This window comes from Streptococcus cristatus (assembly GCF_001588905.1).
In the GTDB taxonomy this organism is placed as follows: domain Bacteria; phylum Bacillota; class Bacilli; order Lactobacillales; family Streptococcaceae; genus Streptococcus; species Streptococcus cristatus_N.
In genome coordinates this window covers 56,780-77,091 of sequence record NZ_LAWH01000016.1, presented here as the reverse complement: position 1 = coordinate 77,091, position 20,312 = coordinate 56,780, and the positions used below count along the sequence as shown (strand labels likewise).

The following is a 20,312-nucleotide window of genomic DNA, read 5'->3' as shown; positions in this document are numbered from 1 at the left end:
TACGAAAGCCTTTATAAAAGGGAAAGGACTGGTGAAGGAAATGATAAAAAACTTGGTTTTTGACTTAGGAAATGTCTTGATTGAATGGAATTCTGAGAAAATCTTGACCTCTTTTGAAGCTGAGAAAGAGCGGCGACAGCTTCTTAGACAGGTCATTTTTGAGTCGGGGGTCTGGCATCAAACAGACAAGGGAGAGCTGAGCTTGAAAGAAGCCTGTGACGAAGTGATGGTTCAGCTGGATGATTCGTATCATTCTGCCGTTCAGAATATCTTCTACAATTGGTATGAGGTTGTGGAGGTTTACAGTGGTTTACAGGAGCAGATTGGGCTGTGGGCTGATCAAGGCTATCGCATTTACATCCTGTCAACTACTTGCGAGATTTTTTATCGTATTGAAAAAGCTGGTTCGCTGCTCATCTTTCCACTGCTGTCAGGCTATATCCTTTCCTCAGAAGTTGGGGTTGTCAAGCCAGAGCCAGAGATTTATCAAAAGCTACTAAAAAAGTATAGTCTTGATCCGACAGAGTCAGTCTTTATTGACGACATTCAAGCTAACTTAGATACGGCAGCTGAACTGGGTTTTGAAACCATCTTATCCACAAGTGAGCCAGAGAATATCAGGGCTATGGAGTCTTTGTTGGCTGCGAAAGGGAAGTTTGGCTAATTGATGATCGTTTGCTTCACTTATCGTTGAAAAGTAGTGAGTCCAAGCTCCAATCTTGACATTTGCTGATGATTGCGTTATCATAATCCTATATATGGGAGTCTGTGTACAGTCTGAGAGGAAGTGTAAGCTTCGACCGCACCTGATCTGGATAATGCCAGCGTAGGGAATTGTATTTGTAAAGACCTTGTGGTTTTGCTAAAATGGTGAATTATTCACCAATCTTTAGTTTACTGATGCATGCAACACCTTTTCCATATTGGGAAAGGTGTTTTTGTATGGAAAGCAAGGTGTTTATAAAGGGAGCTTGCTGTCTTTTTGTTTAAAAACCAAGTTATTTTCTTGTGAATTTTATCCTATCTGCATACATTATTCTCAGATGAAGCATGAAAGTAAGGAGGTGAAGAGATGAAAGCCAGCATTGCTTTACAAATTCTTCCTTTGTCATATGATGTGAATCGTTTGGCAATCATAGAGGAAGTGATTGAGTTTTTGCAAAAACAGCCAGTGAAGATGGTCGTGACGCCTTTTGAGACCGTTCTAGAAGGGGAATGGGCGACCTTATTTCCTATTCTGCAGCAGGCGATTGAGCTTGCAGGCACTCAGGCAGACAATGTTTTTGCTAATGTGAAAATAAACTATGGAAAGATTTTAAGTATTGATGAAAAACTTGAAAAATATCCTGCGGCAGCAGATTAGCCTTTTGGGTATGCTGGGAATCCTTGTCATTTGGCAGGTCATGGGCTGGCTCAAGCTCTTGCCCAAGTTTATCCTGCCGACACCTCTGGAAATCGGTCAGGCCTTTATCAGAGATGCGGGCTTTCTAGCAAGTCATAGCTGGGCCACCTTAAAAGTAGCCCTGCTGGGGTTAGTCTTGGGCGTCATCTTGGCCTGTATACTAGCTGTACTCATGGACAGCATGAGCTGGCTCAATGATCTGATCTATCCCATGATGGTCGTGGTGCAGACGATTCCGACCATTGCTTTGGCGCCAATCTTGGTTCTCTGGCTGGGTTATGGGATTTTGCCCAAGATTGTGCTGATTATTCTGACGACGACTTTTCCGATTATCATCAGTATTTTGGATGGTTTTCGGCATTGTGACCGGGATACTCTGACGCTCTTTGAGCTTATGCAGGCCAATCGCTGGCAGATTCTCTGGCATTTTAAGATTCCAGCTAGTCTGCCCTATTTCTATGCGGGCTTGCGCGTCAGTGTTTCCTATGCCTTTATCACGACCGTGGTTTCTGAATGGCTGGGCGGTTTCGAAGGCTTGGGTGTTTATATGATTCAGTCCAAGAAACTTTTCCAGTACGATACTATGTTTGCCATTATCATATTAGTTTCGGTTATCAGCCTTCTTGGGATGAAGTTGGTGGCTGTCAGTGAAAAATATGTTATTAAGTGGAAATAGGAGCTCAGCTCTGCTATTTCCAAAAAAGAAAAGAGGATTATAATGAAAAAAACTTATAAAATGTTGTTGGCAGGTTTAGCTGCCGTGTCTATCTTCGGCTTAGCGGCTTGCAGCAAGTCAGGCTCAGAGTCTGCTAGTAAGGATAAAAAGATTGATTTTATCCTAGACTGGTCACCAAACACCAATCATACCGGCCTCTATGTGGCTCAAGAAAAAGGCTATTTCAAGGAAGCAGGTGTGGATGTGGATATCAAGTTGCCGCCTGAAGATAGTAGTTCGGATTTGATTATCAACGGCAAGGCACCTTTTGGTATTTACTTCCAGGACTCCATGGCTAAAAAACTGGATAAGGGCGCAGAAATCACAGCTGTCGCGGCTATTGTAGAACACAATACTTCGGGTATTATTTCCAAGAAGTCTGCAGGGATTACAGGGCCTAAGGACCTAGCTGGCAAGAAATATGGCACATGGAATGATCCAGTGGAGCTAGGCATGCTAAAAACCTTGGTCGAAAGCCAAGGCGGTCAGTTTGATGAGGTGGAAAAGGTTCCCAACAACGATTCCAACTCTATTACGCCGATTGAAAATGGCTTGTTTGATGCGGCATGGATTTATCATGGCTGGGACGGTATCATGGCTCAGACTCAGGGCATGGACACGAATTTCTTTTACATGAAGGACTATGTCAAGGAGTTTGACTACTATTCTCCAGTCATCATTGCCAATAATGACTATCTGAAGAAGAATCCAGACGAGGCGAAAAAGGTCCTGCAGGCTATCAAGAAGGGCTATCAATATGCCATGGAGCACCCTGAAGAAGCAGCGGATATTTTAATCAAGCATGCGCCAGAGCTGAAGAACAAACGAGACTTTGTCTTGGCTTCCCAAAAATATTTGTCCGAGCAATATGCATCAGATAAGGACAAGTGGGGTCAGTTTGAGGCTAGCCGCTGGAATGCCTTTTATAAATGGGCCAAGAACAACGGCATTGTGAACAATGACTTGAGTGACAAGGGATTTAGCAACGATTATATAAAATAATGACAGAAATTAAACTTGAAAATGTAAGTTATGCTTATGGTGAGCAGCAGATTTTGAAAGATATCAACCTAGAGGTAGAAGCAGGCCAGATCGTAGCGATTTTGGGGCCTAGTGGAGTCGGGAAAACGACCCTCTTTAATCTGATTGCGGGGATTTTGGAGATCCAGTCGGGCAGGATTATCCTAGACGGGCAGGAAAATCCCAAGGGCCGGGTGAGCTATATGCTGCAGAAGGACTTGCTACTTGAGCACAAGACAGTGCTGGGCAATGTCATCTTGCCTCTGCTGATCCGCAAGGTATCAAAAAAAGAAGCGATGGAGCAGGCGACTCAGATTTTGAAGGAGTTTGGGCTCTTTGATGTGGCAGACAAGTATCCACATGAGCTGAGTGGGGGGATGCGGCAGCGCGTGGCTCTGCTGCGGACCTATATGTTCGGTCATAAGCTATTTCTTCTGGACGAGGCCTTTAGTGCTTTGGATGAGCTGACCAAGATGGAGCTGCACGCTTGGTATCTGGATCTTCATCGTAGGCTAGGCCTGACGACTCTCCTCATTACTCATAGCATCGAGGAGGCCCTGGCTCTCAGCGACCGCATCTATATTCTGAAAAATCGGCCTGGGCAAATCGTAGCAGATCTCCAACTGACTTGGTCAGCCAGTGAGGATACGGAACTACAAAAGCTGCGATACAAGCAGGAGATTTTGAAGCTCTTGGGGCTGTAAGCTGCCTTGTTTTATAAAAATGACTTTAATCAAGCCTTTGGGCTTGATTTTTTTGTAGGAGTCCCTTTACTTTTGACTGTATTCATGGTACAATAGCCTTTGTGTGAAATAGCAGCAGGAAAGCATGAAGCTCGTCAACAGGTGTCTTATGACAAGTAACCTTGGCTGTTTAGGCGAAGGGCATCTGCACGAATCAGGGCTTTCTAAGTGACTATTTCCACCGAAATATTATTTATATCAGGAGGACATACACATGTCACGTTATACAGGACCATCTTGGAAACAAGCTCGTCGCCTTGGCCTTTCACTTACAGGTACAGGTAAAGAATTGGCACGTCGTAACTACGTACCAGGACAACACGGACCAAACAACCGTTCTAAATTGTCAGAATACGGTTTGCAATTGGCTGAAAAACAAAAACTTCGTTTCACTTACGGTGTAGGTGAAAAACAATTCCGTAACTTGTTCGTACAAGCTACAAAAATCAAAGGCGGAATCCTTGGTTTCAACTTCATGCTTCTTTTGGAACGTCGTTTGGATAACGTTGTTTACCGTCTTGGTCTTGCGACTACTCGTCGTCAAGCTCGCCAATTCGTAAACCACGGTCACATCCTTGTTGACGGAAAACGCGTTGATATCCCATCATACCGCGTAACTCCAGGTCAAGTGATCTCAGTTCGTGAAAAATCATTGAAAGTTCCAGCGATCCTTGAAGCTGTTGAAGCAACTCTTGGACGTCCAGCATTCGTATCATTCGACGCTGAAAAATTGGAAGGTTCATTGACTCGCTTGCCAGAACGCGACGAAATCAACCCAGAAATCAACGAAGCACTTGTCGTTGAATTCTACAACAAAATGCTTTAATTTCTATTGGAAATTTATTCAGAAGCCGATTTCGGCTTCTTTTTTATTCGATTAACCAAAAGAGGCTGGGATATCTTGTCCCGGCCTTTATTAGTTGTTGAGTTTTATAGCATCTTTAAAAGGAGATTAGCCATTTGTTCCGGGCTTTCCTTACTACCTCGGGCGATCCACATCTGGTAGACGCCAAAGAAGGCATTAACGAGGTAGACGATGCCGTATTCCCTTTCGATTTGATTGAAAGCTTTGCTGCGAAACCGTTCCTGTAGGATTTGGGAAAGTAAGGATTGGAGCTTATGGCGTAGGAAATTTTGGATTTCTCTAGTGCCGTTTTCCGTCAAGAGAGCAGCCAGAAGAGGCTCTTGGGTCAAGAACTGAAAGACCTCTGTGATAGCGACTGCAACATCTTCTCGATTGTGTTCAAAGATGTATTCTAATTGATGAAAGAGGCCTTGCTGATAGCGCTCAATCATATCATATTTATCCTTGTAGTGGGTATAAAAGCTACTGCGACTGATGCCAGCAGCTCGGGCCAATTCGACTGTTGTAATATGGTCAAAAGACTCCTGATGCAATAAGTCAACCATAGCCTTCTCAATGATGGCCTTGGTTTTCTTACGTTTATTACTTTCTGTCATTTTAATCTTTCCTTTGTCATTGAATTATACAAAATTAGACAAGGTGTACAAAAATAGAATTTTCTGCTTGCCTTAATTTTTTTATTGTGTATAATCTATTATATCAAATTTTTAGACAATGTGTATAAAAAAGGAGAAGAGATGTTCAAAGAATGGAAAGCCATCTTCAAAAAACCGAAGATTATTGTGGTCATGCTGGGAGTTGCCTTGATTCCAGCCTTGTATAATGTGATTTTTTTGAGCTCTATGTGGGATCCGTATGGCAAACTTTCTGATTTGCCAGTAGCGGTGGTCAATCAGGACCAGAAGGCGAGCTTATATGGAAAAGACTTGTCCATTGGTTCAGATATGGTTCAAGATATGAAGAAAAATGCAGCGATGGATTTTCATTTTGTGGATAAGGATCAGGCAGAGAAGGGATTGGAAAAGGGCGACTATTACATGGTGGTGACTCTTCCTAAGGATCTATCAGCCAATGCGGCTAGTATCTTGAGCAATCAGCCCAAGCAAGTTACGATCCACTACCAAACATCCAGTGGTCATAGTTTTATCGCCAGCAAAATGAGCGATTCTGCCATGACTTCGATGAAGCAATCGGTCAGTCAGAAGATTACAAACAGCTATGTGACAAGCCTTTTTGCGAGTATGGATAAGCTAAAAGGTGGACTTGGAACAGCCTCAGATGGCACAGCTAAATTGGCCGAAGGCAGTCAGGAACTGGCAAACGGTAGCCAAAAGCTGTCTACTAACTTAGAAAGTCTAGCTCAGTCCAGCCTCACTTTCTCAGATGGAGCTACAGCGCTATCGACTGGTCTGGTAGCATACACAAACGGAGTGGCTCAGATCAATGCCGGCTTGCCGACTTTTACTAGTAAGATGACAGAATATACAGATGGAGTTGGGCAGCTTTCAGCTGGTGCCAGCCAATTAACCACTCAGTCACAAACATTACTGAATGGAACCAACCAACTGACGGGTAATTCACAGGAATTAGTCGCTGGTGTGGAGCGCCTAAACAGCGGTTTGGCAGAACTGCAATCATCTGTTAATAGTAGTGTTACTGCTAATCAAGAAAAGGTTGCTCAGTTGACGGCGGGTCTAGATCAGCTCAATACGGCCATTCAAAATGCCACATCGGGAACGAGCTTGCCAACGGAAACAATTGCGGCTTCTCTCACGACGATTGCGACCAATGCCCAGTCTTTGGCAAGTAGTGCGCAAAGTGATCGGGCGGCAGCCGTAGCTGCTTTAGAAGGAACAGCTGCTTACCAAAAACTTTCTACCGATGAGCAAGAAGAACTAAAAGCCGCTCTAGCAGGCGGTGCTGATTCTAGCAGTAGTGCAGCGGCAACTATTGTACAGGAAGTCCAAGCTATCCAAACGAATCTGCAAGGTCTGCAAACGGCCAGTGGTCAGGCAAGTCAGCTGTCGGCAGCAGCCAACCAAGTCCTGCCAGGTGCTTCAGCTATGATTAGTGGTCTCTACGGAGGCCTAGGTCAGGTAAATGAAGCTTTATCCTCTGCCAGCACTGGTTCAGAGACCCTTTCTCAAGGCATTACGGCTTATACAGGTGGCCTTTCTCAAGTAGCTCAGGGAGTAGCCGCTTATACTACAGGTGTCGATCAGCTTTCTCAAGGAGCAGCTAACCTAGCGAGCCATAATGACCAAGTGACTTCAGGAATCGGTCAAATCAGCTCAGGCCTCTCTCAATTAAATGATAAATCGTCTACTTTGGTCGCAGGTATGCAAACATTATCTACAGGTGCCACTAAAATGGCAGATGGTTCTCAGCAGTTAGCGGCTGGTGGTCTGACCTTGAACAGTGGGCTGGGAGACTTGTCAGTCGGTGCCCAGACTCTAAATACAGGCTTGACAGATGCCAAGGGTCAATTGTCTGAGCTTTCAGTGACAGAGGACAATGCGGCTGCCTTGGCTGGCCCTGTCGAGCTGAAAAAGACAGATAAAGATCAAGTTGGTAAAAATGGTGTTGGTATGGCTCCCTACATGATTTCTGTTGCTCTTTTTGTGGCGGCTATTTCGACCAATGTTATTTTCGGCACGCTCCCTTCTGGTCAGGTGCCAGCTTCTCGCAAAGCTTGGCTCAAGGCTCGTCTGGAAGTCAATGGCTTGATTTCTGTTTTGGCAGGTATCTTGGTTTATGGAGCGGTTCATTTGATTGGTCTTGAGGCCAACTACGAATGGATGACGCTGGCTTTGACTATTTTAGCCAGCATGGCTTTTATGGCGGTTGTGACGACTCTGGTCACTTGGGATAGTAAGGTCGGTGCCTTTATCTCCTTGATCCTCTTGCTCCTGCAACTGGCTTCTAGCGCTGGTACTTATCCGCTGCCCCTGACGGCGAAAATCTTCCAAATGATCAATCCAATCTTGCCAATGAGCTATGCGGTGTCAGGACTGCGGGAAACGATCTCGATGAATGGTCAAATCGGTGGCCAACTAGCTTTCTTGACCACAACTTTACTGATTTTCATGGCTTTAGGTACAATAGCTTATCGCCCTGATAAGAAAGAAATTATTTAAGATAGAGAAGAGCGCAGACTATTTTCTCTTCGAAAGGAATAACTTGGTCTTGTGAACAGAACCAAGTTTTTTTGTTTCACGTGAAACAGTAGAGAATTTTGCTGTGTAGATTTTCTCCACAAATCTATTTTATTCGCTATGAAAATATGAATGTTTTGTTTTCTTTAAGTTTTCTTTAGCCTTGCTTTAAGTTTTCATCCGTAAAATGGCTCTAGTTACAAGAAAGACAGGGGGAGAATCCATGGCTAAAAAAACATTTAAAGATAAATTTCAACGATTTGAAACCAAATACATTATTTCCAAAGAAACTTTGGCCGATTTATTGACCGAGTTTGAAGGCCATCTGGTGGAGGATGAGCATGCTTATTCGACCATTAACAATCTTTACTACGACACCCCGACCTATCAAATGATTCGTGAGTCTTTAGAAAAGCCCTATTTTAAAGAAAAATTGCGCGTGCGGACTTACGATGAACATCCGAAAGAAGACAGTCAAGTCTTTTTGGAAATCAAGAAAAAAGTGCGCAAGATTGTCTACAAACGTCGCATTTCGACAGATCTAGTGGCTGCAGAGGCTTACTTGGAGGGCGATCACAGTAAGATTGAGGATTGTCAGATTCGTGAGGAAATCGACTGGCTGAGTCAGCGTTACGGTGGCGTACAGCCCATGATGTATATCTACTACAATCGTTATTCCATGAAAGGGATTGAGGATCCCAATGTTCGGATTACCATTGACCACGATTTGACCTACCGCAATTATGATTTGAGCCTTTTGCATGGTCATTACGGGGAAAGTCTTCTGCCGGATCAGCATGTGATTATGGAAGTCAAGGTGCCGGGAGCCTATCCGCTCTGGCTAAGTGAGATTTTAGATCGCCATCAGGTCTTCCCAAGCTCCTTTTCCAAATACGGGGTTGCTTATAAGAAAACGACAGACTATAAAGGAGTTGTAAATCATGCTTAGTCATTTATTTTATGATATTTTTACCGATACGGCTGTAGATCCGGTCATGATGATGCTGGCAATCGGAGTGTCCTTGCTTTTGGGCTTAGTCATTGCCAAGGTTTACCAGTTTAAGACAGTTTACAGCAAATCCTTTGTGATGAGTTTGGCGCTCTTACCGACCTTGATTGCAATTGTGATTTTCTTGGTCAATGGAAGTTTGGGAGCAGGGGTTGCCGTCATGGGGGCCTTCAGCTTGATTCGTTTCCGTTCCGCACCGGGAGGGGCCAAGGAGCTGGTGTCCATTTTCCTAGTCATGACAATCGGGATTGCCATTGGAATGGGCTATCTGGTCTTTGCGATCGTCTTTACCCTTATCATGTCGCTCGTCATGCTGCTGCTTGAAGTGGTCAATTTCGGACAGATGAAGCATTCCATGCGCCAGCTGACCATCGTCATACCAGAAAGTCTGGACTATGAAAGTATTTTTGATGATATTTTCAACAAAGCTGCCAATCATGTTGAACTGGCTAATGTCAAAACCTCTGATATGGGGAGCTTGTTCAAGATTAAATACATCATTCAGCTGAATGGTCGAATGACCGAAAAAGAACTCATCGACGCCCTGCGCACGCGCAATGGAAATCTAGAGATTGCCATCAGCCGCTATATCACGAAAGAAAATGAATTATAATATCTAGAAAGAGGCCAATCATGAAAACAGGCAAGAAAAAAATATTTCAGAGAATAAAACTAATGGTGCCCCTAGCGCTAATGAGCGTCATCTTGGGAGCTTGCAGCTTGACCAGCCAGTCCAGCACTAGTGCGAGTGCTAGTGCTGCGACCACTCAAACAGCTACCAGTACGACAAAGACAGATACATCTAGCTATTTCACGGATCGTGATCAGGATGCTTCTTATGATGAGTCGACAGCGACCAAGATTAGCTTGAGTGGCTCTACAGCCAAGACATCCGGTGACGGAGCAAGCGTTTCTGGCTCCACAGTGACCATTACGGCAGCTGGAACCTATGTCCTCTCTGGCAGCAGTGAAAATGTGCAGATTGTCGTCAAGGCTGGCGATCAAGACAAGGTTCAGATCGTCTTGGATGGTGTGACCATGACAGGGACGGATGCAGCGATTGTGGTAGAAAATGCGGATAAAACCTTCATTACCCTAGCTGAAGGCAGCAAGAATAGCATTTCTGACTCAGCCAATCACACCAATACTGACTACGATGCGGCCATTTACAGTAAGGACGACTTGACCTTTAACGGCTCAGGCAGTCTGACCATCGAAGGAAAATATGGTAACGCAGTCGAGTCTAATGATGACCTGCGCATCACAGGCGGGACTTATACGATTAAAGGTTACAAGAATGGTTTGTCAGCCAATGATGCCATCAACATCAAGGAGGCTAGTCTAGATATTACTGCGACGGAGGATGCGATCCACGCAGATAATGACGAGGACACTTCGCTCGGAAATCTCTATATCCAATCTGGTACCATTACGATTAATGCTGGCGATGATGGCCTTCATGTCAGCAATGCAGCGGTGATCGATGGTGGCACTATCACAGTTAAATCCAGTGTCGAAGCTTTAGAGGGAACAAATGTCACGATTAACGGCGGTACACTTGACCTTTATGCGACGGATGATGGGATCAATGCAGCTAGTACGGCGACTGGGGCTGAGATTTTCATCAAGATTACTGGTGGTGACATCAAGGTTGAGGTCGGCCAAGGCGATACAGACGCCCTTGACTCCAACGGCGATATCATCATGACAGGGGGAAACTTGGCTATCACGTCCACAGTGTCTGCCTTTGACTTTGATGGTAAGGCTACCTATACGGGCGGGACCATCACGGTCAATGGGCAAACCCGAACCGAAATCACAGCAGATGGCCCTGGTGGCGGTGGTGCCCCAGGCGGACAAGGTGGCGGTCCCGGTGGACATTGATTAGAAAAAATCTAAGCAGAGATTGTGCTTAGATTTTTTTGTTTAAATCGGCATAAAATGTACAAAAATGATATACTGGTCTCAGTAATGAAGAGGAGCATACGATGAGAAAAACGGCTATTTTTGAAGATGTTGTTTCGATTATGACCCAAGATTCGGCAACTAAAAAGGATATTGCCGGTGCGGATCCGACTATTTTTCGCGAATGTATTTCAGACGATATGAGTGAAAAAGATTTTCTTTATCAGGTTCAGACTTATCTAGCTAGCTTCGGAGTTATCGGCCATGTAGCTTTTCGGGAGAAATATGCTAAGCCAAAAGGTTTTGTTCTACGTTCAACAATCCAAGGACTTTATGTTGAGCAGGCTAATGCAGATACGAATTTGCAGGCGGGCGATCAAATTGTGAAACTGGATGGACAGCATCTAGAAGAGTTTTATAGGATGCACCGAGCGTATTTCACCAGTTCAACGCCTGAGCGAAACTACCGTGAGTGGAGCGAGTTGATTTCAAAAGCCAGGCAAGTGACTGTTTTGCGAGCAGGAGTAGAGCAAATCCTTTCAGTTGAGCCTAGCCAGAATCCTGTAGAGAGTCGATTTGAATGGAAAGAGTTAGAAAAGGGTGTTATTTATCTCCGTTTGGATGACTTTAGGAACGAGAAAGCCATCAACAAACTCTATCAGGAAGCACAAGATACTATCAAGAGGGCTGCTTGTCTGGTGATTGATGTCCGTCAAAATACTGGCGGGATGGACTCGCTGTATTTTCCCCTGCTCCACTATGCTCTTTCTGAGGGGCAAGTCTATTCTGACTTGGGCTGGACTGATGAAGGGATGGAAATTCTCTACACAGAGCGGAATGTTGACCTGCGTTTGAAAGATTTTGAAGCCTACGTGCAGCAGGAAGGGATTAATCAGGAGACGAAGGATTTGTTGGAGATAATCATGCAAGACCTGCAGGCCAATCGAGGCAAAGGCTATGTCAAATTTGGAGGCGAGGACAGGGAAATGTTTCCTAATGTGAAAGGAGGAAGCCATCCTGAGAAGATTTTTGTCTTGGCAGATGTCTACTGTGCTTCGTCGGGAGACAATTTTGTCCAGATGATGAAATGTTTTCCTAAGGTGACGGTTCTGGGGCGCCCGACTCTTGGAATACTAGATTATTCTAACTGCTGTCAGGTAGATTATGGTGACTATAGTTTGAACTTTCCAACTTCACGCGCTCTAGCACTTGATAAGGGACAGGGGATAACAGACAAGGGGATTGAACCAGACATCCTTATTCCTTGGACAGTTGAGCATCTGGAGCGGGATGTGGATTTGGAGCGCTGTTTAGAGATGATTCATGACTTTTAGATATCAAAAACGACCTTTTGTTTGGAGGTCGTTTCATGTTTATTCGTCAATTTTGATAGACATCGTCTCTGTATCCACCGTCACTTGAGCACCGATGGTAATGGTAAAGAGCGGCTGAGTATGGGCAAAGTCCAAGTCATAAAGAACGGGAATCGTCTTGAGAATTGGATGTTTGTCCAAGATATAAAGGAGTAGTTCTTCTGTCATCTGACATTCTTTTGGAAAGCGGCCAATGAGAAGGGCCTGTGGGTTGGGATAGGCCTGAAGGAGGGCAGCTAGATTGCGGTCAAACTCCACATAATCATCTTCCTCGGCCTCTTCAACAAAGAGGACGTAGTTTTCATCTATCGGGGTATAGGGTGTCCCACGCAGAAGTGAGAAGGTAGAGAGATTGCCGCCGATAGCAGTGGCTTGGGCTTTTCCATGGTTGTAGACTTTCCACTCTGTCTCATGGAAGGTCAGTGGCGCATCTGGAAGATACCAAGCATTACTGCCCCATTTTTCACTAGGAGTCAGTTCATAAGAAGTCTGGCTGACGGCCTTGAGCCAGCTCTTGGTCTGATAGTCCTGCAGGGCATCCATTTTAAAGCTGGAGTAGGACGGTCCCATGTAGGTTTTCATGCCGGTCTTACTATAGATAGCGTTGAGCAAGGCTGTTGTGTCTGAGTAGCCGCAGAAAATCTTAGGATTTCTAGCAATCAATTCAAAGTCCAGATAGGGCAGGAGCTCATTGCAATTGAAACCGCCAATGGTGGCCAGAATAGCATCAACGGACTCATCTGAAAAGGCAGCATGAATGTCTGCCACCCGGATTTCGATGGAGGCAGAATCTAACATATCATTTTCCAGATAATGCTCCGAAAAAGACACGGTAAATCCTAGCTTTTCCAAGCGCTCCTTGGCAGCTAGATTGGCCTCAAATCCTCCGATATGTTCGATTGATGCCGAAGGGCTGACGACCCGAATGTGCATACCAGGTGTGAGTTTTTTCATAGAAACCTCCTTGTGATAATTTTTATAGAGTATCATAACATAAAGGATATAGGAAGTAAAGGTAGGGTTAGAGAAAATAACCATAAAAAACGGAACCAATCAGGCTCCGTTCTATTTTTAATGACTAATCTCAATACTACCGGTGCTGGTGCTGGCGGTCAGCTTGGCTTGAGCCTGTTCATTGGTGTGGATGACTCGATCTCCGATAAAGTCCTCTTGGTCGTGGCTCGTCTGCATGTCCTTGGGCACTTCAATGTCACCTAGGTCTGTTTGCAGGTCCAGTGAGATGGCTTTGAAGGTCTCTTCGGTGAGATGGAGATCGATGGAGCCATTGTCGCTGGACATGTTGATATTGCCCTTGAGGGTTAGTTTATCACTAGTGATACTGCCGTTGGAGAGACTGATTTGAGTATCGGTCAGGCTGGTTTGGACTAGCTCGATGCTACCATTGTCATTTTCGATACTGCCAGTCTCAATCTGGCTATGACTGAGTTCGATTGAACCATTGCTGAGATTGGCTTTTAATTTTTTGATTGTCAGGTCATTGATTGATAGGCTGCCGTTAGCTAAACTGGCCTTAACCTGCTCCAAGTTCCTTCCCTTAGGTAGGCTTAGAGTGATTTGTTGAGTCCTTTCCAAATCTCCATTTATCAAGCCTAGTAAAGAGCGTAGGCCGCTGTTAATGTTGATAAAAAAGCTGGATTCCTTAATGTATAGACTACCGTTTTCAGCCTTGGTACTGATTTTTTCAGTTGTCTTGCCGTCTCCTTGATAATAGGTCAAGTGAACCTTATCATCGGGCGATTCTTCAATCACAACCGAGCGGTTGCTCAGGTCTAGATTTAAGGAATGGATATTGTCATAGGTTTCCTCTTGCTTGGTCATTTTGGTGCTAGCGGTTGAGCTCTTCACCAGATCCTGCAGACCACCACTTGCTAGCCCTGCCAGTATGAGGCCTAGACCCAGCAGACAGGCAACAATCGCAATGCTGAACACGGTTTTTCTTACTTTAAACATGATGGCCTCCTTTCCGGGCCAAGGCTTGGGCGAGTTTGACAAAACTCAGTTTGATAAAGCGAAGGATAGGACCAATGCTGAGATAAAAGAGTCCAGCCATCCCCAAGGCTAAGAGGCTCATCCCCAAACTAAGGGCAAAAGCAGGAATCGAAGTGGTCATGCCGAGAGTCAGGCTGTCCCAAATCAGACTCGCCCCCATGACAAACATAGCAAAAGCAAAGACGGCTATAACAAAAGCAAAGACACTGATGAGGAGGAAGAAAGTAAAAATCAAAGTCAAAGCCAAAATTAACAGAGGAATTGCTAGTGGAGCCGCCAAGATGGACAGAATAGCAATCTGGACGATCTGCTTGCTATTTTTGACAGAGTCAGCTTCTTGGCGGTCTTCTTCTATTTTCTTGTCCAGAAGATTGATGATAATCTCGTGAGCCGCTTCTTTGGGACTACCCAGCTCAGCTATAGCTGCTGCCTCTCCCTCTGGACCGACCTCGTCAAAGTACTCGGTGAAGTAGTCCATAGCTTCTTGATAGTCTTTTGCTGGTAATTTTTTTAAATATTTTTCTAGCTGGGCTAGATATTCAGTTCTTGTCATGGCGAACACTCCCTTCGATAATGCCCTTAATCATGCTGGTATAAAGCTCCCATTCATTTTTGAGGCTGATCAGTTGTTTCTGACCTGTTAGGGTCAGAGAGTAATATTTTCGTTTTCGACCTTGATATTCCTGAGAGTAAGTCTCTAAATACTGACTCTTTTCCAATTTTTTCAGGATAGGATAAAGCGTGGACTCCTTGATATCGGCAATGAGCTTGATGGTCTGGCTAATCTCGTAGCCATAGGAATCTTCTTTATCTAAAATCGCTAAAATCAGAAATTCTATCAGGGTAGAAGATGTGGGGAAATACATGTACTACCTCCTATATATAAAAATATTATATATAAACTTTCTACATATAGGATAATCTCTTTTGAACTAAAAGTCAAGTAATATATAGAAATTTTACTTATAAAATTTGAAAAGGATTTCATCCTTGAAAGATAAGGGAAGTAACTCTTTTTCTCTTTATTTCCTTACAAGAACTTTACACAATTGATAGCTTTTATATTGAAATCTTTCTCTATAAAATGGTAAAATAATCTATGTCTATCTAAAAAAAGATAAGAGTGAATGAAATGACGAAATATAAGACGATTTATAAGTTTGTAGGGCAGACATTGCTATACTTTGTGATTTTCGTAGCCCTGCTTTATTTCTTTAGTTATCTTGGTCAAGGTCAAGGTGGCTTTATCTACAATGAATTTTAATGTAAGAGAGTACTATACACATGTCAAATACAGCAATTACAGATATGATTGAAGCAATTGAGCACTTTGCTCAGACGCAGCCAGATTTCCCTGTCTACAATGTCCTCGGACAAGTTCATACCTACGGGGATCTAAAGGCAGACTCCGATGCATTGGCAGCCAAGGTTGATAGCTTGGGGCTGGCTCCCAAGTCACCAGTCGTGGTCTACGGTGGTCAGGAGTATGAAATGCTGGCTACTTTTGTGGCCTTGACCAAAGCTGGTCATGCTTATATTCCTATTGATAGTCATTCAGCCTTGGAGCGCGTGACTGCTATTTTGGAAGTAGCCGAACCAAGCTTGATTATTGCCATTGCGGATTTTCCGCTGGCTGATACAGATGCAGCCATTCTCAGTCTGGAAGAGGTTCGAGCGGCTTACGCAGAAAAGACTGCCTATGAGATGAGCCATCCTGTCAAGGGCGATGATAATTACTACATCATCTTTACTTCTGGTACGACTGGTAAACCTAAAGGTGTGCAAATTTCTCATGATAACCTGCTCAGCTTTACCAACTGGATGATTACAGACAAGGAATTTGCGACACCGAGCCGTCCGCAAATGCTGGCACAACCGCCCTATTCTTTCGACTTATCAGTTATGTATTGGGCACCGACTTTGGCACTGGGAGGCACTCTCTATGCCCTGCCGTCTAGTCTGACTCAGGACTTTAAGCAGCTATTTGAAGCGATTCTCAGCCTGCCTGTAGCAATCTGGACTTCTACACCGTCCTTTGCGGATATGGCCATGCTTTCGGAAGATTTTAATAGCCAAAAGATGCCAGGCATTACGCATTTTTACTTTGATGGAGAGGAGCTGACGGTCAAGACAGCTCAGAAATTGCGGGAGCGTTTCCCTGAGGCTCGTATTATCAATGCCTATGGTCCGACTGAGGCAACGGTGGCTCTGTCTGCAGTTGCCATCACAGATGAGATGTTAGCTACCCTCAAGCGTCTGCCAATCGGCTATACCAAGGCGGATTCACCAACCTTTGTCATCGATGAAAATGGGCAAAAATTGCCAAATGGTCAGCAGGGCGAAATCATTGTCTGCGGACCAGCCGTATCCAAGGGCTACCTCAACAATCCTGAAAAGACAGCTGAAGCCTTCTTTGAATTTGAAGGGCTACCAGCCTATCATACAGGCGATGTGGGTACGATGACTGATGAAGGTCTCCTACTCTACGGCGGTCGTATGGACTTCCAGATTAAGTTTAACGGCTATCGCATCGAGCTAGAGGACGTATCTCAAAACCTCAACAAATCCAAGTATATCGAGGCGGCAGTAGCAGTACCACGCTACAATAAGGACCACAAGGTTCAAAACTTATTGGCCTACGTTATTTTGAAAGACGGTGTTGCAGAGCAATTTGACCGCGAAATCGATATTACCAAGGCTATCAAAGAGGATCTACAGGATATCATGATGTCTTATATGATGCCATCTAAGTTCCTCTATCGGGAATCTCTGCCCCTAACACCAAACGGCAAGATTGATATCAAGGGGCTGATTAGTGAGGTCAACAAGTCATGATGGATTTCTTGAAACAGCTTCCTCATCTGGAGCCTTACGGAGACCCACAGTATTTCCTTTATCTTATCTTGGCTGTTTTGCCAATCTTTATCGGACTTTTCTTTAAGAAACGCTTCCCGGTCTATGAAGCCTTGGTCAGCTTGGTCTTTATTGTCTTGATGTTGACGGGGCCTAGTCTAGCGCAGCTTTATGCCCTGCTCTTTTATGTCGTCTGGCAGACGGTCTGGGTTTATTCTTATAAATTCTACCGCAAAAAGCGGGACAGCAAGTGGATATTTTATTTGCATACAGCATTGGCGGTTCTGCCCCTATTCTGGGTCAAGGTCGAGCCAGCTATCAGTGGCCATCAATCACTCTTTGGCTTCCTGGGAATTTCCTATCTGACCTTCCGCTCAGTTGGTATGATTATTGAGCTGAGGGATGGCGTGCTGACTGATTTCAGTCTTTGGGAATTCCTCCGCTTTATGCTCTTTATGCCTACTTTTTCTAGTGGCCCTATTGATCGTTTCAAGCGTTTCAATGAAAATTATCTCCAAATACCAGAGCGCGATGAGCTTCTGGATATGCTGGAGCAGTCGGTCAAGTATATCATGCTGGGCTTTCTCTATAAGTTTGTCCTGGCCCATATCTTTGGCCACATGATTTTAGGGCACGTCAAGACCTATGCCCTCTATACTGGTGGTTTCTTCAATCTGGGAACGCTAGGCGTCATGTATGTCTTTGGTCTGGATCTCTTCTTTGACTTTGCCGGTTATTCGATGTTTGCGGTGGCCATTTCCAATCTCATGGGCATCAAGAGCCCTATCAACTTTGACAAGCCTTTTGTTTCACGCGATTTGAAGGAATTCTGGAATCGCTGGCACATGAGCCTGTCCTTTTGGTTCCGTGACTTTGTCTTTATGCGCCTGGTCATGGTACTCATGCGCAACAAGGTCTTTAAAAACCGCAATACGACTTCCAGTGTAGCCTATATAATCAATATGTTGGTCATGGGCTTCTGGCATGGTGTGACCTGGTACTATATCGCCTATGGTCTCTTCCACGGTCTGGGCTTGGTGGTCAATGACGCTTGGCTCCGTAAGAAAAAGACCATCAATAAAGAGCGTAAAAGTAAGGGACTGCCAGCCCTGCCTGACAACAAGTGGACCCAAGCGCTGGGGGTTGTGATCACCTTCCATGTTGTCATGTTCTCATTCTTGATCTTCTCAGGATTTTTGAATGACCTTTGGTTTAAAAAATAAAATGTAAACGAGGAAACTAAAATGGATGTAAAAGCAGAAGTAATTGAAATTATTGACGAATTATTTATGGAAGATGTTTCGGACATGATGGACGAGGATTTGTTTGATGCTGGCGTTTTGGACAGCATGGGGACAGTAGAGCTGATTGTTGAGCTGGAAAACCGTTTTGACATCCGCGTGCCAGTGTCAGAATTTGGCCGTGATGACTGGAATACAGCCAATAAAATCGTTGAAGGCGTAACGGAGCTTCGTAATGCTTAAACGACTCTGGCTGATTCTGGGGCCTGTCTTCTGCGCCTTGATCATGGTCGCCCTGCTCTTTTTCTTCTATCCGCTTGAGAAAAAGCATGATGTGGAAGCAGAGAAGCGGGCAGCTGTGACCCTTACAGCAGAAACGTTCAAAAGCCGTAGCAAAAAAATGACGGCCCTGACAGATCAAGATACCCGTTTTGTGCCCTACTTTGGATCTAGTGAATGGCTGCGCTTTGACAGTATGCACCCAGCTGTTTTGGCCGAGAAGTATGACCGCAATTACCGACCTTATTTTCTAGGGCAGCGGGGGGCGGCTTCTCTCAACCAATATTTTGGGATGCAGCAGATGACCTCTGAGCTGGAAAATAAGACGGCCGTCTATGTCGTTTCTCCGCAATGGTTTACCAAAAAAGGCTATGATGCGGCGGCTTTTCAGCAGTATTTCAATAGCGACCAGCTAGCTGGTTTTCTTAGCTGGCAGGATGGTGGAGTAGGCTCCCAGTATGCAGCCCAGCGACTTTTGCAGCTCTATCCCAACATTGCTATGGGGGATATTGTCAGGAAAGTGGCCGATGGAAGCCAACTGACTTCTTTTGAGCAGCAGTATATTAATACTATGAGTCGGATTTATCAGCGGGAGGATGCATTTTTCAGTACATTTGCTGCTGGTAATAATGGCAACTATGACACGAAGGTTTTGCCTCAGCTTTCCCGTCTTCCAGATGACTTTTCTTATGAAGAGTTGGAGCAGCTGGCTACGGCAGATGCTGTCAAGCAGACCAATAACAATGATTTAGGTATCGATAACGACTTTTATAAGAAGCGTTTGGCTAGAAAAATCAAGAAGTTCAAAGGCTTCCAATCCAAGCAGTCTTACGAAAAGTCTCCCGAGTACAATGATTTGCAGCTGGTTTTGGAGCAATTTGCCAAATCAAAAACCAATGTCATCTTTGTCATTCCACCAGTCAATGCCAAATGGATGGCCTATACTGGACTGAGTGAAGAGATGTACCAGCGGACAGTTGAGAAGATTAAGTTCCAGCTGGAAAGTCAAGGATTTACGAATATTGCTGACTTTTCTAAGGACGGCGACAAGCCTTACTTTATGCAGGACACGATCCACATGGGCTGGAATGGCTGGCTGGCCTTCGACAAGGCTGTAGATCCTTTTGTCTCTAACCCCCAACCTGCCCCTAACTATCAGATCAATGAGAAATTCTTCAGTAAGGAGTGGGCTAATTATACAGGCGACTACGAGGAATTTGTCAAATAAGAATGCAAGCTGGAAGGAGAAGTCATGATTCGCTTGGCGGAAATGCAGGATATCCCAGCAATTTTAGCAATTTTTGATCAGGCTAGGGAGTTTATGCGGACTATGGGAAATCCCAGTCAGTGGCCAGCTTCCTATCCGAATTGTCAGCTGGTAGAGGGAGATATTCGGGCAGGTCACTGCTATGTCTTTGAAGAGGCTGGGCAGGTTGTTGGAACCTTTGCGTTCATCATCGGACCAGATCCGACCTACCATACCAAGAAATTGAAGGTGCTTGGCATTTTTCAGAGCCTTACGGTACAATCCATCGTATCGCTTCAAATGGACAAGTAAAGGGTCTGGCTCACCAATGTCTTGACTTTTGCCTGCAGCAAATTTCCTATCTCCGCATCGATACGCATGAAGATAACCATCCGATGCAGGCAGCCATTCGCCGCTACGGTTTTAGCCAGTGTGGCACGATTTATTTGCCAGATGGCAGCTCTCGCCTTGCCTACGATTACCATCAATAAAAAAT

The 20,312-nt window shown here is 44.7% G+C and carries 21 protein-coding genes and 1 pseudogene; 17 read left to right on the top strand and 5 right to left on the bottom strand.

What is annotated here, in order from left to right:
• Positions 1-40: 40 nt before the first annotated feature.
• The 6 genes from A0765_RS03135 to rpsD all read left to right on the top strand — a co-directional run bounded on the left by A0765_RS03135 (position 41) and on the right by rpsD (position 4,706).
• Complete coding sequence (locus tag A0765_RS03135; RefSeq protein WP_062004562.1) at positions 41-664, top strand: HAD family hydrolase; 624 nt, start codon at positions 41-43, stop codon at positions 662-664.
• A gap of 408 nt (positions 665-1,072) precedes the next feature.
• A complete protein-coding gene (locus A0765_RS03130; protein ID WP_062004561.1) occupies positions 1,073-1,363 on the top strand; it encodes a thiamine-binding protein in 291 nt (96 codons plus the stop codon).
• Entirely contained in the window at positions 1,326-2,078 is a 753-nt protein-coding gene (locus A0765_RS03125) for an ABC transporter permease (RefSeq protein ID WP_062004560.1), read from the top strand. Before A0765_RS03130 ends, A0765_RS03125 begins: the two co-directional genes overlap by 38 nt.
• A 42-nt stretch (positions 2,079-2,120) precedes the next feature.
• Positions 2,121-3,119 (top strand): ABC transporter substrate-binding protein, encoded by a 999-nt coding sequence (locus A0765_RS03120; protein WP_062004559.1) that lies wholly within the window; start codon positions 2,121-2,123, stop codon positions 3,117-3,119.
• The gene (locus A0765_RS03115; protein WP_062004558.1) at positions 3,119-3,841 is read left to right on the top strand and encodes an ABC transporter ATP-binding protein; all 723 of its coding nucleotides are present in this window, start codon (positions 3,119-3,121) and stop codon (positions 3,839-3,841) included. Before A0765_RS03120 ends, A0765_RS03115 begins: the two co-directional genes overlap by 1 nt.
• Before the next feature lie 253 nt (positions 3,842-4,094).
• On the top strand, positions 4,095-4,706 hold the full coding sequence (gene rpsD / locus A0765_RS03110; protein WP_000092756.1) for a 30S ribosomal protein S4: 612 nt from the start codon (positions 4,095-4,097) through the stop codon (positions 4,704-4,706).
• 104 nt (positions 4,707-4,810) lie between these two features.
• Here the strand turns inward: rpsD and A0765_RS03105 are convergent, their stop codons facing one another.
• Complete coding sequence (locus A0765_RS03105; protein ID WP_062004557.1) at positions 4,811-5,341, bottom strand: TetR/AcrR family transcriptional regulator; 531 nt, start codon at positions 5,339-5,341, stop codon at positions 4,811-4,813.
• A 141-nt stretch (positions 5,342-5,482) separates the two neighbouring features.
• Between A0765_RS03105 and A0765_RS03100 the strand changes: the two genes are divergently transcribed.
• The 5 genes from A0765_RS03100 to A0765_RS03080 all read left to right on the top strand — a co-directional run bounded on the left by A0765_RS03100 (position 5,483) and on the right by A0765_RS03080 (position 12,148).
• Positions 5,483-7,882, top strand: coding sequence for a YhgE/Pip domain-containing protein (locus A0765_RS03100; RefSeq protein WP_062004556.1), 2,400 nt, complete (start codon positions 5,483-5,485; stop codon positions 7,880-7,882).
• Positions 7,883-8,123: 241 nt separating this feature from the next.
• A complete protein-coding gene (locus A0765_RS03095; protein ID WP_062004555.1) occupies positions 8,124-8,849 on the top strand; it encodes a polyphosphate polymerase domain-containing protein in 726 nt (241 codons plus the stop codon).
• Entirely contained in the window at positions 8,842-9,522 is a 681-nt protein-coding gene (locus A0765_RS03090) for a DUF4956 domain-containing protein (RefSeq protein WP_062004554.1), read from the top strand. The genes A0765_RS03095 and A0765_RS03090 overlap by 8 nt, the downstream gene beginning before the upstream one ends.
• 20 nt (positions 9,523-9,542) lie before the next feature.
• Positions 9,543-10,793, top strand: coding sequence for a carbohydrate-binding domain-containing protein (locus A0765_RS03085; RefSeq protein WP_062004553.1), 1,251 nt, complete (start codon positions 9,543-9,545; stop codon positions 10,791-10,793).
• 104 nt (positions 10,794-10,897) lie between these two features.
• Positions 10,898-12,148: a S41 family peptidase gene (locus A0765_RS03080; RefSeq protein ID WP_062004552.1), complete on the top strand. Its 1,251-nt coding sequence runs from the start codon at positions 10,898-10,900 to the stop codon at positions 12,146-12,148.
• A 39-nt stretch (positions 12,149-12,187) separates the two neighbouring features.
• Here A0765_RS03080 and A0765_RS03075 read toward each other — a convergent pair whose 3' ends face one another.
• The 4 genes from A0765_RS03075 to A0765_RS03060 all read right to left on the bottom strand — a co-directional run bounded on the left by A0765_RS03075 (position 12,188) and on the right by A0765_RS03060 (position 15,063).
• On the bottom strand, positions 12,188-13,141 hold the full coding sequence (locus tag A0765_RS03075; RefSeq protein WP_062004551.1) for a S66 family peptidase: 954 nt from the start codon (positions 13,139-13,141) through the stop codon (positions 12,188-12,190).
• A 117-nt stretch (positions 13,142-13,258) separates the two neighbouring features.
• Positions 13,259-14,158, bottom strand: coding sequence for a DUF4097 family beta strand repeat-containing protein (locus tag A0765_RS03070; RefSeq protein WP_062004550.1), 900 nt, complete (start codon positions 14,156-14,158; stop codon positions 13,259-13,261).
• Positions 14,151-14,750, bottom strand: a complete 600-nt coding sequence (locus A0765_RS03065) for a DUF1700 domain-containing protein (protein ID WP_062004549.1) — start codon at positions 14,748-14,750, stop codon at positions 14,151-14,153. Before A0765_RS03065 ends, A0765_RS03070 begins: the two co-directional genes overlap by 8 nt.
• Positions 14,737-15,063 carry a PadR family transcriptional regulator gene (locus A0765_RS03060; protein ID WP_062004548.1) on the bottom strand — a complete coding sequence of 109 codons (327 nt, stop codon included), beginning with the start codon at positions 15,061-15,063 and terminating at the stop codon, positions 14,737-14,739. Before A0765_RS03060 ends, A0765_RS03065 begins: the two co-directional genes overlap by 14 nt.
• A 266-nt stretch (positions 15,064-15,329) precedes the next feature.
• Between A0765_RS03060 and A0765_RS03055 the strand changes: the two genes are divergently transcribed.
• The 6 genes and pseudogenes from A0765_RS03055 to A0765_RS03030 all read left to right on the top strand — a co-directional run bounded on the left by A0765_RS03055 (position 15,330) and on the right by A0765_RS03030 (position 20,307).
• The gene (locus tag A0765_RS03055; protein ID WP_005591428.1) at positions 15,330-15,461 is read left to right on the top strand and encodes a teichoic acid D-Ala incorporation-associated protein DltX; all 132 of its coding nucleotides are present in this window, start codon (positions 15,330-15,332) and stop codon (positions 15,459-15,461) included.
• 20 nt (positions 15,462-15,481) lie between these two features.
• The gene (dltA, locus tag A0765_RS03050; protein WP_062004547.1) at positions 15,482-17,032 is read left to right on the top strand and encodes a D-alanine--poly(phosphoribitol) ligase subunit DltA; all 1,551 of its coding nucleotides are present in this window, start codon (positions 15,482-15,484) and stop codon (positions 17,030-17,032) included.
• A complete protein-coding gene (dltB, locus tag A0765_RS03045) occupies positions 17,029-18,273 on the top strand; it encodes a D-alanyl-lipoteichoic acid biosynthesis protein DltB (protein WP_062004546.1) in 1,245 nt (414 codons plus the stop codon). The genes dltA and dltB overlap by 4 nt, the downstream gene beginning before the upstream one ends.
• A 21-nt stretch (positions 18,274-18,294) precedes the next feature.
• Positions 18,295-18,534, top strand: a complete 240-nt coding sequence (gene dltC / locus A0765_RS03040) for a D-alanine--poly(phosphoribitol) ligase subunit DltC (RefSeq protein WP_005591431.1) — start codon at positions 18,295-18,297, stop codon at positions 18,532-18,534.
• Complete coding sequence (dltD, locus tag A0765_RS03035; RefSeq protein WP_062004545.1) at positions 18,527-19,798, top strand: D-alanyl-lipoteichoic acid biosynthesis protein DltD; 1,272 nt, start codon at positions 18,527-18,529, stop codon at positions 19,796-19,798. The genes dltC and dltD overlap by 8 nt, the downstream gene beginning before the upstream one ends.
• 24 nt (positions 19,799-19,822) lie before the next feature.
• Positions 19,823-20,307, top strand: a pseudogene (locus tag A0765_RS03030) (GNAT family N-acetyltransferase).
• Positions 20,308-20,312: the final 5 nt, after the last annotated feature.